Annotated in this window: 17 protein-coding genes; 6 read left to right on the forward strand and 11 right to left on the reverse strand. The window is 68.2% G+C overall.

The annotated features are described in order from the left end of the window. The first annotated feature begins 81 nt into the window (after positions 1-81). Positions 82-321, forward strand: a complete 240-nt coding sequence (locus ACQCO7_RS26535; RefSeq protein ID WP_464074151.1) for an SCO4848 family membrane protein — start codon at positions 82-84, stop codon at positions 319-321. A 144-nt stretch (positions 322-465) separates the two neighbouring features. Here the strand turns inward: ACQCO7_RS26535 and ACQCO7_RS26540 are convergent, their stop codons facing one another. Further along, positions 466-666 carry a hypothetical protein gene (locus ACQCO7_RS26540; RefSeq protein WP_464074152.1) on the reverse strand — a complete coding sequence of 67 codons (201 nt, stop codon included), beginning with the start codon at positions 664-666 and terminating at the stop codon, positions 466-468. Further along, positions 663-1,007: a hypothetical protein gene (locus ACQCO7_RS26545; protein ID WP_464074153.1), complete on the reverse strand. Its 345-nt coding sequence runs from the start codon at positions 1,005-1,007 to the stop codon at positions 663-665. Before ACQCO7_RS26545 ends, ACQCO7_RS26540 begins: the two co-directional genes overlap by 4 nt. A gap of 184 nt (positions 1,008-1,191) precedes the next feature. On the opposite strand from ACQCO7_RS26545, the gene ACQCO7_RS26550 reads away from it, so the two are divergent. After that, entirely contained in the window at positions 1,192-1,455 is a 264-nt protein-coding gene (locus tag ACQCO7_RS26550; protein WP_464074154.1) for a GntR family transcriptional regulator, read from the forward strand. Here ACQCO7_RS26550 and ACQCO7_RS26555 read toward each other — a convergent pair. The 7 genes from ACQCO7_RS26555 to ACQCO7_RS26585 all read right to left on the reverse strand — a co-directional run bounded on the left by ACQCO7_RS26555 (position 1,452) and on the right by ACQCO7_RS26585 (position 6,473). Continuing rightward, positions 1,452-1,868, reverse strand: coding sequence for a hypothetical protein (locus ACQCO7_RS26555; protein ID WP_464074155.1), 417 nt, complete (start codon positions 1,866-1,868; stop codon positions 1,452-1,454). The two genes, ACQCO7_RS26550 and ACQCO7_RS26555, sit on opposite strands and share 4 nt — an antisense overlap. Before the next feature lie 139 nt (positions 1,869-2,007). Beyond that, a complete protein-coding gene (locus tag ACQCO7_RS26560; protein ID WP_464074156.1) occupies positions 2,008-3,108 on the reverse strand; it encodes an rRNA adenine N-6-methyltransferase family protein in 1,101 nt (366 codons plus the stop codon). Positions 3,109-3,152: 44 nt separating this feature from the next. After that, entirely contained in the window at positions 3,153-4,085 is a 933-nt protein-coding gene (locus ACQCO7_RS26565) for an MvdC/MvdD family ATP grasp protein (RefSeq protein ID WP_464074157.1), read from the reverse strand. A gap of 17 nt (positions 4,086-4,102) precedes the next feature. Further along, positions 4,103-4,339, reverse strand: a complete 237-nt coding sequence (gene tgmA, locus ACQCO7_RS26570; protein ID WP_464074158.1) for a putative ATP-grasp-modified RiPP — start codon at positions 4,337-4,339, stop codon at positions 4,103-4,105. 168 nt (positions 4,340-4,507) lie between these two features. Then, on the reverse strand, positions 4,508-5,002 hold the full coding sequence (locus ACQCO7_RS26575) for an NUDIX domain-containing protein (protein ID WP_464074159.1): 495 nt from the start codon (positions 5,000-5,002) through the stop codon (positions 4,508-4,510). Positions 5,003-5,877: 875 nt separating this feature from the next. Next, on the reverse strand, positions 5,878-6,117 hold the full coding sequence (locus ACQCO7_RS26580) for a hypothetical protein (protein WP_464074160.1): 240 nt from the start codon (positions 6,115-6,117) through the stop codon (positions 5,878-5,880). Between the two features lie 62 nt (positions 6,118-6,179). After that, positions 6,180-6,473 carry a hypothetical protein gene (locus ACQCO7_RS26585; RefSeq protein ID WP_464074161.1) on the reverse strand — a complete coding sequence of 98 codons (294 nt, stop codon included), beginning with the start codon at positions 6,471-6,473 and terminating at the stop codon, positions 6,180-6,182. A gap of 146 nt (positions 6,474-6,619) precedes the next feature. On the opposite strand from ACQCO7_RS26585, the gene ACQCO7_RS26590 reads away from it, so the two are divergent. The 4 genes from ACQCO7_RS26590 to ACQCO7_RS26605 all read left to right on the forward strand — a co-directional run bounded on the left by ACQCO7_RS26590 (position 6,620) and on the right by ACQCO7_RS26605 (position 10,863). Further along, positions 6,620-7,459 (forward strand): Scr1 family TA system antitoxin-like transcriptional regulator, encoded by an 840-nt coding sequence (locus ACQCO7_RS26590; protein WP_464074162.1) that lies wholly within the window; start codon positions 6,620-6,622, stop codon positions 7,457-7,459. Then, positions 7,443-7,658, forward strand: coding sequence for a DUF397 domain-containing protein (locus ACQCO7_RS26595; RefSeq protein ID WP_464074163.1), 216 nt, complete (start codon positions 7,443-7,445; stop codon positions 7,656-7,658). Before ACQCO7_RS26590 ends, ACQCO7_RS26595 begins: the two co-directional genes overlap by 17 nt. Before the next feature lie 144 nt (positions 7,659-7,802). After that, positions 7,803-9,119 carry a metallophosphoesterase gene (locus ACQCO7_RS26600; RefSeq protein WP_464074164.1) on the forward strand — a complete coding sequence of 439 codons (1,317 nt, stop codon included), beginning with the start codon at positions 7,803-7,805 and terminating at the stop codon, positions 9,117-9,119. A 193-nt stretch (positions 9,120-9,312) separates the two neighbouring features. Further along, on the forward strand, positions 9,313-10,863 hold the full coding sequence (locus tag ACQCO7_RS26605) for an ABC transporter substrate-binding protein (RefSeq protein WP_464074165.1): 1,551 nt from the start codon (positions 9,313-9,315) through the stop codon (positions 10,861-10,863). Positions 10,864-10,929: 66 nt separating this feature from the next. On the opposite strand, the gene ACQCO7_RS26610 is transcribed toward ACQCO7_RS26605, so the two are convergent. Both ACQCO7_RS26610 and ACQCO7_RS26615 read right to left on the reverse strand, forming a co-directional pair. Then, the gene (locus ACQCO7_RS26610; protein ID WP_464074166.1) at positions 10,930-12,372 is read right to left on the reverse strand and encodes an ATP-binding protein; all 1,443 of its coding nucleotides are present in this window, start codon (positions 12,370-12,372) and stop codon (positions 10,930-10,932) included. Further along, entirely contained in the window at positions 12,372-13,061 is a 690-nt protein-coding gene (locus ACQCO7_RS26615; protein WP_050372640.1) for a response regulator transcription factor, read from the reverse strand. The genes ACQCO7_RS26610 and ACQCO7_RS26615 overlap by 1 nt, the downstream gene beginning before the upstream one ends. Positions 13,062-13,155 lie beyond the last annotated feature (94 nt).

Here is a 13,155-nt window from a genome sequence, read left to right on the forward strand (position 1 = left end):
GTACCCGCAGCCCCGGCGGAAGTCCCACCGCGCTCCCCACCCGCCTCCGGGAACCGGACACCCGACGGCGATACTGGGCGCATGAAGCTCACCCGCCCCCTCTCGTGGTTCCTGCTCGCCTTCGGGGTCTGGTCGTGGGTCATCTGGGTCACTTTCGTAAAGAATCTGATCAAAGACGGCAGCGGCCTGGCGTTCGACGACGGACATCCCACGGCCTACTTCTGGGTGCACCTGACGCTCGCGGTCGTGTCCTTCGTATTGGGGACGGCCATCGGGCTCATCGGGTTGCGTTCCCTGCGCGCGCTGCGCGCCACGCCGTAGCGGATCGAGCCGGGCGGGCGGCGTGGGCGACGTCCTGCGTGGCCCGAAGGTGAAACGCGTCACGGTTCCCCGCGCGCAGCGCACAGCAGTGAAGACCCCGCCGCACTCATCTCTGAGTGCGGCGGGGCAGTCAGGCGGAGGGCCTCACTTTGTGATCACGTCGTCCGTCGTGGGGCCCGCGCCGACGGTGAGGATGCAGTCGGGGCAGGCGTAGAGGGTGATGCCGGGGCCGCTCATGCGCTCGATGTGGCGGCAGGCGACGGGGGCGAGGGTCCAGCGGTCGCAGCGGCAGCAGGCGGCTTCGAAGGGGGCGGGAGGTTCGCTGGTCAGTGCGTCGCGGTTCACGTGTTCACCTCCGTCGCGGTGAAGGCGTCGGGGCCGAACGGGGCGCCGGGGTAGATGTAGGGGTGGTCGATGCCCATCGTGGCGAGCGTGAGGACGTGGAGGCGTTCCCGCTGACGCTGGAGTTCGAGGGTGTCCGCGTCCTGCTGGAACAGTGCGGCGGCTTCGGCTTTCGTGCGACTGGTCCACGGGCGGGACCAGGGGGATGCGGGGACGGCGTCCGGGGTGGTCGCGGTGGCCTGCGGTTGCACCGCGAGGAATGCGGCGCTGTGGCGTCCGGGGCGACGGCGGGGGGTGAGGACGGCGAGCACCCAGGCGAGGGTGCGGGCTATAGCATCGCGCATACGTCAGTCAGCTCCTTCAAAGCTGTCTTGGCGAGCCTCGGGTGGACCGCTTAGGACCGGTCCGCCCGAGGCGTTTTTGTTTGTTCTGCGATGACGATAGAGCAACTCCTCTAAGTCATCTACCCATACAACTAATCTACTGGTCTAAGTCGCCATGGGGTGACTCGTTGTCTACGCTTTCGCCATGCCCGAGCGACCGCAGCACCCGTACACACCCCGTGCTCCGTACCTACGGGTGCTGGACGCGCTCGCGGCGGAGATCCAGAACGGGACGTACGGGCCGGGCGACCGCATCCCGAGTGACGCCGAGCTGTCCGAGCGCTTCGGGGTCGCGCGCATGACTGCCCGGCGGGCCGTGGGGGTGCTCAGGGAACGTGGGTTGGTCTTCACCGAGTGGGGGAAAGGCACGTTCGTCATCGGCCCCGTGAAGTCGGACGAGGTTGGCTAACTCTCGTCCCTGGGCCCGAGGACCCGTGTCCGCAGGCCGGGTGGTAACTCCTCCAGTGCGACCATCACGGGGTCTGTCACCTCCCACGAGTGGCCCGAGGGGTGGTGGGTGAAGAACAGGCACTCTTCGATGCCGGGAGTCTTCGCGAGGCACTGCGTCCCCAGCTCGAACCGGCAGATGGTGAATCGGCCGACGTCCGCCCAACGGATCGTCCACAGACGCGTGTTGTCCACGTCGGGGCTGAACCAGAGCACTGCGGCGTGCTCGGTGTACTCGTCGTGCTCGCCCAGTTCGCACAGGGTGTCAGAGGGGACTATGTCCCGCCAGTCCTCTTCTATCTCGGGTATCGCCCAGAGGGCGCGTGCGCCTTCACCCTGCGGGACCTCGGTGAAGGCTGTGCATTGGAGCGGCATGGTCGGCCGTGATCCTCGTTCGTCCGTGTCGGAAGGAAAGAAAACCCCGCCCGCATGCCACGGGGCACACAGGCGGGGTACGGGTACCGCGTTGCCGCTTCAGGTCGGCGAGGGCGCCCGGTGGGGGCTGTCCGGCGGGTCAGACGGGCAGCCTCCATGCCTGCTTGCTCTCTGGGCAGTCGAGCCAGAGCGTGTGGCCCTCGTACGTCACCGTGAGCCCGAAGCGGTCCCATGCCGGGCGGTCGTGAGCGAGGTACCAGGACCACCAGCGCTCCACGGTGTCCCACGCGCCTGTGTCCCCGCCTTCCCGGGCGTACGGCTCGGCGCCGGGGACGTACACGCTCTCGGCCCAGCCGCCGTCAGGCATCACGAGCCGGCGCATGACGGTCGAGGGCGAGTCGTCGTCCGTGCCGTACTGGAGCTGTGCGCCAGGAAGGTGCGCGGCGAGAAGGAACGTGAAGTGGTAGTCGTCGAACGCGTCCACCGGTACGTCGGTCGGGCGCCCTTCCGCGGAGACCTCGGCCGCGAGGGGATCGTCCTGGGGTGTCTTCCCTCGGGCGGCCATGTAGGAGCCGCCGTCCGCGTGGAAGCGGCCTTCGAGGCTGCCGTCCTCCTTGGCGTCCAGAACGGCGAGTCCGCCGCTCATGGGCGGGAACAGGTTGGCGATCAGTCGTCCACCGGAGGCGACGGCCGAGCGCAGCGTCTCGGTCACCTCGGGCAGCGCGCAGGTGACGATCACTTTGGTGAACTTCCGTCCCCAGTCGTGCGTTCGGATGTCCGTCGTCACGATCTCGGGCGTGTGTCCGAGCGACGCGAGCGCCCGGCGTGCGGGGCCCGTCAGGCTGGGATCGACGTCCGCCGAGACGAGTTGTGCGCTGCTGTGGAGCCGGTGCAGGAGGAGAGCGGCTTGGTAGCCGGTTCCTGTACCCGCGTCCAACACCTCGTCGGTCGGGGTGAGTTCGGCGGTCTCCAGCATCCGGGCCGTGAGACTCGGCTGTGTGCTGGACGACGTGGGTACCCCGGTGAAGAACCTGTCACCTTCTTCCGTGATCGGCTGGAGCCGCGTGACGAGTGTGTTGTTGTCGTAGATCGGCCAGAGCCAGGCGTGACCGTGCTCGACGGTGAGCTTCTGCCACCGGGTCGGGACGCCACCCCGGGAAAGGAAATACTCGGGGACGAACACATGCCGGGGTGTTTCCGCGAACGCCTTATGCCAGTGGCCGGAAGGCACGGCGCCCATTTCTCTGAGTTGATCGGCAAGTTTCTGGGTCCGGAAATTCTCCATCATAGGTGACACCACCTCTCAAGAGTTCTGCTGATGGATTCGGCGATCCGGGCGTCTTGCGCTTCGAGCCAAGCCCATTGTCCGGACGGATTGGCCTCCAGGAAGACCCATTCACCGTCAGGGTGCACCACGAAATCGAAGGCCGCGTACTCAAGTCCCAGACGGGCGGTGTAGACGGTCACTCCGAATGCGACGTCTGTCGGCGTTTCGATCGGGCTGTATTTCAGCGAGTCGTAGTCCGCCCGCCAGTCGGCACGGGAAATATCGCTCCCCGCATCGATCCTGACAGCCCGACAGATTCCCCCCACGTACGTCAGACGCACCTCGTACGCCTTGGGTACGCGCTCCTGGAACAGATGCGCAGTGGTTCCCACACCGTCGAGCGTCTCCAACGAGACCTCTCGGGTGTACATCGACTCGGTGCCTGCCGAGTGCGTGATGTACGGGCCGCCGAGAGGCTTGGTAATCATCGGGGTGTCGATCTCCGCAGCGAATGCACGGACCGCCGCGCTGTCACACGTGATCAGCGTGCGCGGGGTGCTGAGCCCGGACGCATGGGCTGTGTGGAGCTGTACGGGCTTGAACTCTGCTGCGGAAGCCTTGGCCGGATGATTCAAGTAGGGAACGGGAAGGCTGGTAAGAACTCCGCCGAATCCGATCCGCGCAGCCCCTCGCGCCCAGTGTGCGTCAGCTTCGGAGAGATCCGGAAACTCGAACAGTCGGGGGCGATTCCAGTAGACGGCTCCGACGTCGGACAGTTCGACGCGACGACAGGACGTTTCGAGAGACCCTGCCCATTCCCCGTCATCAAGGGTTGCCCGGAGCGAGAGTTCTCCCGGAAATTCCCGAGTGTCGAAGCGGAACACCGGAATACCGGCCGTGGACAGCCGCTCCACGACGAGATCGGTCCCCGCGTCGTAAGGGCTGTCCACGACCAGAACGGTTTTCGTCACTCGAACACTCCGGGGTCACTACCCTCGTCGTTCGGCGGCGGGTTCTTGATGTCGCCGTCGGGATTGGTCTTCTTCGAGGTCGCCATGGACGTCAACGGCGACCCGTCTGCGAGGCGGGCGGTCTGGGTCTGCGGGTCGTAGACAGGCGCCGGGAGAACCGCGCCGTCGGACAGGGGATGCAACCGTGCGCCCTTGGTTGCGTACGGCCTGCGGCCCGTCGGTGCGACAGCCACCGGGACTTCTCCCTGAAGGGGAAGCGAGGCAATGAGATGCACGAGGTCTTCCTTTCTCTGAGCCGGGACTTGCTCCGCTGCTTCTGCTGCTGTTCTGGAGGTGCGACCCGTCCGGCTGCCTCGCTTCACGGGATGCGTGGCAGCCGGACGGGAGTTCAGGTGGGTGCGTCAGGTGGCGGGTTCGCCGCGCGTCAGGATCGGGATGCGGTGGCCGTTCTTGAGAGCGGTCACGGCTTCCCGGATGCGGCGTTCCTGGTAGGTCTGAACGTGTACGTCGAGGTCGTCCAGGGGAACCCACTTGAGCGCCGCCAACTCGTCGGCCGCGCTGGCGGGTACGGCCACGGCGTCCGCTTCCTCGGGGGTGACCGTTCCGCCGTCCGCGACGATGTTGTACCCCTCGGCGGTTTCGCTGCTCGCGGGCATGTAGTCGATGACGAGGGCGTGGGTGATTTCGCGGACCAGGCCGGTTTCCTCGGCGAGTTCACGTGCCGCCGCATCTGTCGGCGCCTCTCCCGCCTGGGCGCTGCCGCCGGGGAGTTGCCACTTGCCCGACGTGTAGGTGGGCTGCACCAGCAGTACGCGGCCCTCCTGGTCCAGGACCAGGGTGACGGCGCCGATCCTGCGGCGGGGCGGGGTGGACATGCTGACGTCCGAGTGAGCCATGCCGTTGACTCCCGCCGTCACTCGTGACCGGTGAGGGCCGAACCATCACCCTCGTCCGGGACGTCCGGGGGGAAGTACCGGCCCTCGGCGGCTTCCAGCGTGATCGTCTTGCCCATGGGCTCGTGCTCCTTGTGTACTTGAGGTGTGGCCCCGGTCGGCCGTCAGCCGCCATGCAGAAAGCCGACCGGGGTTGGTCCCGCCCCTGCCCCAGAACGCGAGTTCATGGGGCAGGGGGCGGAGTCTTCAGAACGGCTGACTGCCAAGGCCGCTCATGGTTCCCGCCGTTATCGAGTGCCGGTCGCACTCGCCGGCCAAAAGGCGCGGCAGGCGAGTGCTCGTGGCGGTTGAGCATCAGACGAACAACCGAGCGCGGCGATGCTTCCCACGACGGTTCGGCCCGCCCTGATCGGAAGGGGAAGAGTCGTACCGCCGTCGGAACGACTCTTGAGACCAGGGCGGGGGCTCAGGGGGCAGGCTTCCTGCCGGTGCATGGAGCGATTGTGCGAACAGCACGTACCGGCACCGCGCATCGGCGTCTTCCACCACCGCCGTGAGCGGAGTCCCCGCTTTGAGAAGCTCTTGCGCTTCACCGTGCGGCGTGAAGTAAGCAGCCCACAAACGGAGTTCACCGGCAAGGGCACAGCTGGACAGGTACGGGCGGAACGCCCCAGGAGGAGCCCAGCCAACCGACGACGGGTCGGGGTCCACGCGGTCGGCAAGGCGAAGGGCCTGACGACGCGGCCAACGCATCGCGAGGACTGGAGAGATCGTTTGGGAAGTGTCGAAGACGAAGGGCGCCGTGTCGTTCGTCTGGCGCACATGACCCTCAGCGCGCACCACGCACACATAGCCGACAGTCGAGGGGAGTTGATGCCTCACGCGATCTCACCCCGACTCCGTGCGTTCGCTTTCCCCACCTCGGCCCACAATCTCTGTTTCGCTGTCACCGGCCGTACGTCCCCGGGCTCCACGTCCCACTCGACCCCACCCTTCACCGGCCGCAGCGCCCACCGCCCCGCCCACTCACCCCTGAACTCCCCGACCTGATCCCGCGTCACATCCATCAGGAGCACCCCCACTTCCGGCACGGGCCGGGAGTGCTCGGGAGCGTTCATTCCGCTGTCTCCTTTCGGTTCGTCGCCCATCGGCGGGGGCGTCGTCGGCCCTTGAGGAGAGCTCATGACTCCGCCTCCACGCGTGTGACGTGCGGATGCTCAGTGATCGTCCGGTTGGCGAACCCGACGCCCAACGCGCCATCCAAGGTGCGCTCTCTGCTGCGGTACCGGTCAGCGGCTTCACAGACGGCGCAGCCCTCAACCGGGACGGGTTCGAGATCAGACGGGAGAGCCATTCCAGCCCCTTCAACGCCACGGTGGCTGTCCTGTCCCAGCCGCCAGAACACCCGCGAATCGACGAGCGCTTCAAGCTCAGCCACAGCAGCTGTCAGGGCCGGAGTCGTGAATCTGTTCATGGTTCGCAGCCGTGCCCCTCTGCTGATCCGTGACGGCCGTCAAGACCGCAAAGCGATTTGCTCTGCGTGACCTCAGATTTGCAGGCAGCGGCCTACCATCGCTACAAGTGCATGTCTCGTAACGCAGGTTGGAACATGGAGGGCATATGCCTGCCAAGCCCAAGCCGCTGACACCGGACAGGTCGGCAAGACACCTGTTCGGCGCCAAGATGCGCGAACGCAGGGAACAGGTCGGCATGAGCCTTGACGCTCTGTCAGTGATCGTGAACATCTCCAAGGCGCACCTGTCGCGCATCGAGCACGCGGAGTCCCCCATCCCGGCGGGGCTACCACCGTTGCTGAACCGGGAGTTCAACACCGACACCTTCACGGACCTGTATTTACTGGCCCGCAAGGAGGTCCACCCGGACAGGTTCCAGCGGCGGATGGAACTGGAAGCTCGGGCCGTCGTCATCAAGGAGTACACACCCCAGATCGTTCCTGGAATGCTCCAGACCGAGGACTACGCCCGTGCGCAGTTTCGTACGCACAACCCCAAAGCCTCGGCTCAGGAGATAGAGGATCTCGTCATCGGTCGTATGTCTCGGGTAGCGACCCTGCTGGGAGACCCTCAACCCGATTACTCGGCGATCCTGGACGAAGGTGTACTGCGTCGGGGATACGGCGGTTCAGTCGTCATGAGGGAACAACTGGCCAAGCTTGCGGACCTCTGCCTGACGCCCTCGACCTGCCTTCAGGTCCTGCCTTTTACCCACGGTGGCCACGCTCTTGCCGGAGGCTCGCTGTCGCTTTGGGCTCTCAGCAATGGTGCTCTCGCGGCCTACGAGGAGGCCATCACGACTGGAACGTTGCTGGAGGAGGCGGAAGAGGTGACGGCCAAGTGGCGGTCCTATGATCTGCTGAGCGCCTCGGCGCTGTCCCCCAGCCAGTCAGCGGACCTCATTCGGTCCGTCATGGAGGAACTTTCTGATGAGCACCACTCCTGACCTTTCCACAGCACAATGGGTCGCATCGAGCTACAGCGGCAACGGAGGGGGTAACTGCCTTGAGTGGTCCCCTTCTGCGGCACAGGTCTCGGGTGTCGTCCCTGTTCGTGACAGCAAGGCCCCGGACGGTCGACACCTCACGTTCAGTGCCCGCGCGTTCGCAACCTTCGTCGACTTCGCTCGCGGCGCCGACGCCTAGCATCTGCCAGCTCCGTTGCCTCTGAGGGAGAGGCAACGGGGCTGACTGCTGCTATGAGCCGTGTGGAGCTACTTCGACGCGTTCCGGGTTGCTCATCCGCCCCGCAGGCCAACCAGCCATGGGGACAAGGGGTTTACTTCAGTCATGGTGATCGTCTTCGGCGCGCTCGCGCTGGCCGTCCTGGTGACCGGCAACTGGTACCTGTGGCGGCGGCTGGTCCGCGACACGACCCGGGGGCCGGGGTGGGTGCGCCGCGCGGGTGCGGTGCTGATCGGGGCCGGCTGGGTCCTCGCGGTCACGGCTCTGGTCGCCGAGCGCACGGGCGCGCCGTTCTGGCTGCAACGGGTCCTGGCCTGGCCGGGCTTCCTGTGGCTGGCGGTGGCGATGTACCTGCTGCTGGCGGTCCTGGCGGGGGAGGCCGTACGCCCGTTGCTGCGGCTGTTCCTGGACCGGCGGGCGGCGAGGCGGCTCGCGGATGCCGCTCCCGAGCCCCTGAAGGCCCCCCAGGAGCCCGTACGCACCCTCTCCGAGGTCCCGGCGTCACCGGACGCCGCAAAGGCCCCTGAGGCCACACAGGCGACTTCGGCACCCGAGGAGACCCGCGGCACCCCAGCCCCAGCCCCCGCCCTCGCGGACCCCACCCGCCGCCTCTTCGTCTCCCGGGTCGTCGCCGGCGCCGCAGCCACCGCCGCCGTCGGCACCGTCGGCTACGGCACCTACGGCGTCCTGCGGGGCCCGAAGGTGAAACGCGTCACGGTCCCCCTCGCGAAGCTCCCGCGCGCGGCCCACGGCTACCGCATCGCGGTCGTGAGCGACATCCACCTCAGCCCGATCCTGGGCCGGGGCTTCGCGCAGAAGGTCGTCGACACGATCAACGGCACCCAGCCCGACCTGATCGCGGTGGTCGGCGACCTGGTGGACGGCAGCGTCAAGGACCTCGGCCCGGCGGCGGCCCCCCTCGCTCGACTGAAGGCCAGGCACGGGCAGTTCTTCGTCACGGGCAACCACGAGTACTTCTCCGGCGCCGAGCAGTGGATCGAGGAGGTCCGCCGCCTCGGCATCCGCCCCCTCCAGAACGAGCGCACCGAACTCCCCTGGTTCGACCTCGCCGGGGTCAACGACATCGCGGGCGAGAGCGAGGGCCAGGGCCCGGACTTCGCGAAGGCCCTCGGCGACCGCGACACCGCGCGCACGGCCGTACTCCTCGCGCACCAGCCCGTACAGATCCACGACGCGGTGCAGCACGGCGTCGACCTCCAGCTCTCGGGCCACACGCACGGCGGCCAGCTCTGGCCGGGCAGGTACTTCGCCGAGGCGGCGAACCCGACGGTCTCGGGCCTGGAGCGGTACGACGACACGCAGCTGTACGTCTCCAACGGCGCGGGCGCGTGGGGGCCGCCCACGCGCGTGGGCGCGCCGTCCGACGTCACGGTGATCGAGCTGGCGTCCCTGAGAGCGTGAACCCCCCCACAGCTGTGGAGGGCCTGTGAAACCGGACCGAAACAACTGTTCGGGTAAGTTCTCTCTCATCTCGTCCGATTAACCTTCCCTGGGCGAAACCGTGTGTGATTAGGTGAGCCGGCCATTCAGGGGAGTGGCCTCTTTTTCGTAGGACTGGGCCCGTTCACCGGGCCTGGGGAGGCAGGGCACCACCATGCGATCTGTTCGCATGCGGATCATCGCGGCGCTCGCCGTACTGGCCGCTGTCGGCGTGGGCGGCTGGCAGTTGCTGCCGTCGGACAGCGGCGACGGCAAGGCCATCGTGGTCGGCACCACCGACACGGTCACGTCCCTCGACCCGGCGGGCTCGTACGACTCGGGCTCCTGGGCGCTGTACAGCAACGTCTACCAGTCGCTGCTGACGTTCGCGCCGGGCGGCGTACAGCCCGTCCCGGACGCGGCCAAGAGCTGCGCCTTCCAGGGCGGCGGGCTGACGACGTACCAGTGCGAGCTGCGCGACGACCTGAAGTTCCCGAGCGGGCGCAAGGTCACGCCGAAGGACGTCAAGTACTCGATCGACCGCATCAAGAAGATCAACTCTCCGGTCGGCCCCCAGCCGCTGCTGTCCACCCTCAAGTCGGTCGACACGGAGGGCGACACCGTCACCTTCCACCTGGCGTCCGCCGACGCGACGTTCCCGTTCAAGCTGGCGACCGGCGTCGGCTCGATCGTCGACAGCACCAAGTACCCCGAGAACAAGCTCCGTACGGACGACGGCGTCGACGGCACCGGCCCGTACACGATCACCGGGTACACCAAGGACGAGCGGGTCGACCTCAAGCCCAACGCCGCCTACAAGGGCGCCTTCAAGCCCGGCGAGCCCGTCGAGCTGAAGTACTACAAGGACTCCGCGCAGCTGGAGAGCGCCTGGAAGGCGAAGGACGTCTCCGTCGCCACCCGGCAGCTCCCGCCGAAGATGCTCGCCTCCCTCAACGCCAGCGACCCGAATCAGCGGGTCACCGAGGCGGAGAGCTCCGAGACGCGCAACCTGTACTTCAACACCCGCGCCGGTTCCCCGCTGCACGACGCGCGCGTGCGCAGGGCCGCCGCCTGGCTGATCAACCGCGAGCAGCTCGCGACGACCGTGTACGACGGCACCGTCGACCCGCTGTACTCGCTGATCCCGACCGGCATCACCGGCCACGCCACGTCGTTCTTCGACGCCTACCCCAAGCCGGACGTCGACAAGGCCAAGGACCTCCTGAAGGCCGCCGGCGTCTCCCTGCCCGTCACGATCACCTACGGCTACGGCAAGCGGGGCGTCGCCGAGCAGGAGACCGCCGCGGTGAAGGCCCAGCTCGAAGCGGGCGGCCTGTTCAAGGTGGACGTCAAGGCGTACGAGTGGTCCGACTTCCAGAAGGAGTGGGCCACCGGCAAGCTCGACGCGTACCCCGTCGGCTGGGTCGCCGACTACCCGGACGCCGACACCTTCGCCGCGCCCCTCGTCGGCAGCGACTCCACGATGAACACCGGCTACAGCAGCAAGGCCGTCGACAAGCTCATCCTCGACAGCCAGCAGTACGCCGACCGCAGCCGCGTCTCCGACGACTTCCGCCGCCTCCAGGAGGACGTCGCCGAGGACGCGCCCGTCATCCCGCTGTGGCAGCGCAAGGAGTACGTCGTCGCCACGGAGGACGTCGGCGGCAGCCAGTACCTCGCGGACGGCAACGGCGTGTTCCGGCTGTGGAGCCTCAACTGGATCTAGGTCCGGATCGAGTACGGCTGGATCTCGTACGGCACTCCGGGAACTCCCGGGGTGCCGTCGCCCGTTTCAGGAGCAGCCAGGGCGCTCGGGCAGCTCCACCGTCGCCGTCAGCCCCTCCCCGGGCGCCGTACGGACGCTGATCGTGCCGTTGTGGGACTCCACCGCCCGCTGGACGATCGCGAGCCCGAGGCCGCTGCCCGCCGCGCTGCCGGTGCGGAAGAAGCGGTCGAAGACGCGGGAGGCGTTCTCGGCGCTCAGCCCCGGCCCCTTGTCGGCGACGGTCAGGGTGATCCGCTCGCCCGCGCGCCGCGCCGAGAGGTGCACGGGCACGTCGGCGGGCGTGTGGGTGCGGACGTTGGCGACGAGGTTGCCGAGGATCTGCCGCAGCCCCGACTCGTCGGCCTGGAGGAGCAGGGTGCCCGAGGCGTCCACGGTGACCGGGCGGGCCGGCTGCTGGGCGCGCAGGTCCTGCGCCGCGTCCCGCACCAGGCGCGTGACGTCGACGGGCCGCAGCCGCAGCTCCGGGTGCTGGTCGAGGCGGGCCAGCGTGAGGAGTTCGTCCACCAGCCGCCCCATCCGGTCGACCTCGGCGTTCATCCGGTCCCAGGCGCGCCGCCGCTCCTCCTCCTCGCGCAGCATCCCCTTGTCGTACAGCTGGAGGTAGCCCCGGATCGCCGCCAGCGGGGTGCGCAGCTCGTGCGAGGCGTCCGCGACGAACGACCGGAGCTGGGCGGCGCTGCGCTCGCGCGTGCGGTACGCGGTCTCCACCTGGTGCAGCATCGAGTTCAGCGCGAGCCGCAGTTGCTCGACCTCCTGCGTGGCCTCGCAGTTGGACGGCACCCGGCGCGTCAGATCGCCCTCCGCGATCGCCGACGACGTCTCCACCATGTCCTCAAGGGGCCGCATCCGCCGCCGCACGTTGAACAGCGTCAGACACGCCAGCAGCGCCAGCAGCAGCGTCCCGACGGTGACATCGGCCCGCAGCGCCTTCGCCATCCCCTTGTGGAGGCCGTCGGTGGAGGTCGCCATCAGGACGTACGTACCGTCCCTCAGGCGCGTCGCCGTCGCCCGGTAGGGGGCGCCGTGCAGGTCGACGTCCTGCGGGGAGCTGTGCCGTACGAGACCGGCGGGCGAACCGACCGCCTTCGCGATGCCCTTCTGCGCCTCGGTCGGCTGGATGCCGAACAGCGGCAGCGCCGTCCCCCTGGCGTCGACGGCGGCGAACACCGAGTCCGGCGTGGCCTGTTCGCGCTCCGCCTCGGGGAGCACCTGGTCGCTGATGAACGCCAGCACGGTCAGCGAGTCGACGTCCCGCAGGGTGAGCCGCGAACTCTCCAGCGAGGAGCGGGTCTTGGTCAGCCCGGAGTCGATCTGGCCGATCAGGTAGTGCCGCATCGCCATCAGGCTGACGGCGGTCGCCGCCGTGATGCCGAGCGCGAGCAGGGCGACGTTCGCCAGCGTCAGCTTCACCCGCAGGGAACGCATCGCCCACGCGCGCGGGATGCCCATCACGCCAGCCCGTAGCCGACGCCGCGCCGCGTGGTGATCACCGGCGGGCCCAGGGCGGCCAGTTTGCGCCGCAGATAGCTGATGTACGTCTCGACGACCGTCGATTCGGGCGGCGTGTGCTCGTACTGCCAGACGTGGCGCAGGAGTTGTTCCTTGGGGACGACCCGGCCGCCGTTGCGCACCAGGAACCGCAGCAGCGCGTACTCCGTCGGCGTCAGCTCCACCGTGAGCCCCGCGCGGTGCACGCTGTACGTCGTCTCATCCAGCTCCAGGTCGCCGTAGCGCAGGGGCGGGCGCTGCGGCAGGACGTCGGCCGCGCGCGTGCGCCGGAGCACCGCGCCGATGCGCGCGACGACGACGTCGATGTCGAACGGCTTGGTGATGTAGTCGTCGCCGAAGCCGAGTGCGCCCACGATCTCGGCGGGCGAGTCCCGCGCGGTCAGGAACACGATCGCCAGGTCGGCGCGCCGGGTGCGCAGTTCGCGGCCGAGGGCGCGGCCGTCGCCGTCCGGGAGGATCACGTCGAGGAGCGCCACGTCGGGACGGGTGCGCCCGACGAGCGCGAGCGCCTCGCGCACCGTACCCGCGACCATCACCTCGAAACCGTGGAAGCGCAGCGCGATGGCGAGGACGTCCGCGATGCTCGGCTCGTCCTCCACGACCAGCACGGTGCCAGGGGCCGTCGTCATGCCCTCAGTATCGGCGCCGCCCCGGCCGCGCGTGCGGGGTTTGTCTTTGGAGTTCCTTGAGAGTCATGGCCCGTGGATGTCCAGCCGCGTCCGC

The organism is Streptomyces saintjeani (assembly GCF_055409605.1).

What these genes read in the sequence shown, in the direction of transcription:
- ACQCO7_RS26580 (WP_464074160.1), bottom strand. Translation starts at nt 6,117, where the DNA reads ATGAACGCTCCCGAGCACTCCCGGCCCGTGCCGGAAGTGGGGGTGCTC.
- ACQCO7_RS26590 (WP_464074162.1), top strand. Translation starts at nt 6,620, where the DNA reads ATGCCTGCCAAGCCCAAGCCGCTGACACCGGACAGGTCGGCAAGACAC.
- ACQCO7_RS26560 (WP_464074156.1), bottom strand. Translation starts at nt 3,108, where the DNA reads ATGGGCGCCGTGCCTTCCGGCCACTGGCATAAGGCGTTCGCGGAAACA.
- ACQCO7_RS26600 (WP_464074164.1), top strand. Translation starts at nt 7,803, where the DNA reads ATGGTGATCGTCTTCGGCGCGCTCGCGCTGGCCGTCCTGGTGACCGGC.
- ACQCO7_RS26610 (WP_464074166.1), bottom strand. Translation starts at nt 12,372, where the DNA reads ATGGGCATCCCGCGCGCGTGGGCGATGCGTTCCCTGCGGGTGAAGCTG.
- ACQCO7_RS26575 (WP_464074159.1), bottom strand. Translation starts at nt 5,002, where the DNA reads ATGGCTCACTCGGACGTCAGCATGTCCACCCCGCCCCGCCGCAGGATC.
- ACQCO7_RS26585 (WP_464074161.1), bottom strand. Translation starts at nt 6,473, where the DNA reads ATGAACAGATTCACGACTCCGGCCCTGACAGCTGCTGTGGCTGAGCTT.
- ACQCO7_RS26545 (WP_464074153.1), bottom strand. Translation starts at nt 1,007, where the DNA reads ATGCGCGATGCTATAGCCCGCACCCTCGCCTGGGTGCTCGCCGTCCTC.
- ACQCO7_RS26550 (WP_464074154.1), top strand. Translation starts at nt 1,192, where the DNA reads ATGCCCGAGCGACCGCAGCACCCGTACACACCCCGTGCTCCGTACCTA.
- ACQCO7_RS26595 (WP_464074163.1), top strand. Translation starts at nt 7,443, where the DNA reads ATGAGCACCACTCCTGACCTTTCCACAGCACAATGGGTCGCATCGAGC.
- ACQCO7_RS26615 (WP_050372640.1), bottom strand. Translation starts at nt 13,061, where the DNA reads ATGACGACGGCCCCTGGCACCGTGCTGGTCGTGGAGGACGAGCCGAGC.
- ACQCO7_RS26555 (WP_464074155.1), bottom strand. Translation starts at nt 1,868, where the DNA reads ATGCCGCTCCAATGCACAGCCTTCACCGAGGTCCCGCAGGGTGAAGGC.
- ACQCO7_RS26605 (WP_464074165.1), top strand. Translation starts at nt 9,313, where the DNA reads ATGCGATCTGTTCGCATGCGGATCATCGCGGCGCTCGCCGTACTGGCC.
- ACQCO7_RS26535 (WP_464074151.1), top strand. Translation starts at nt 82, where the DNA reads ATGAAGCTCACCCGCCCCCTCTCGTGGTTCCTGCTCGCCTTCGGGGTC.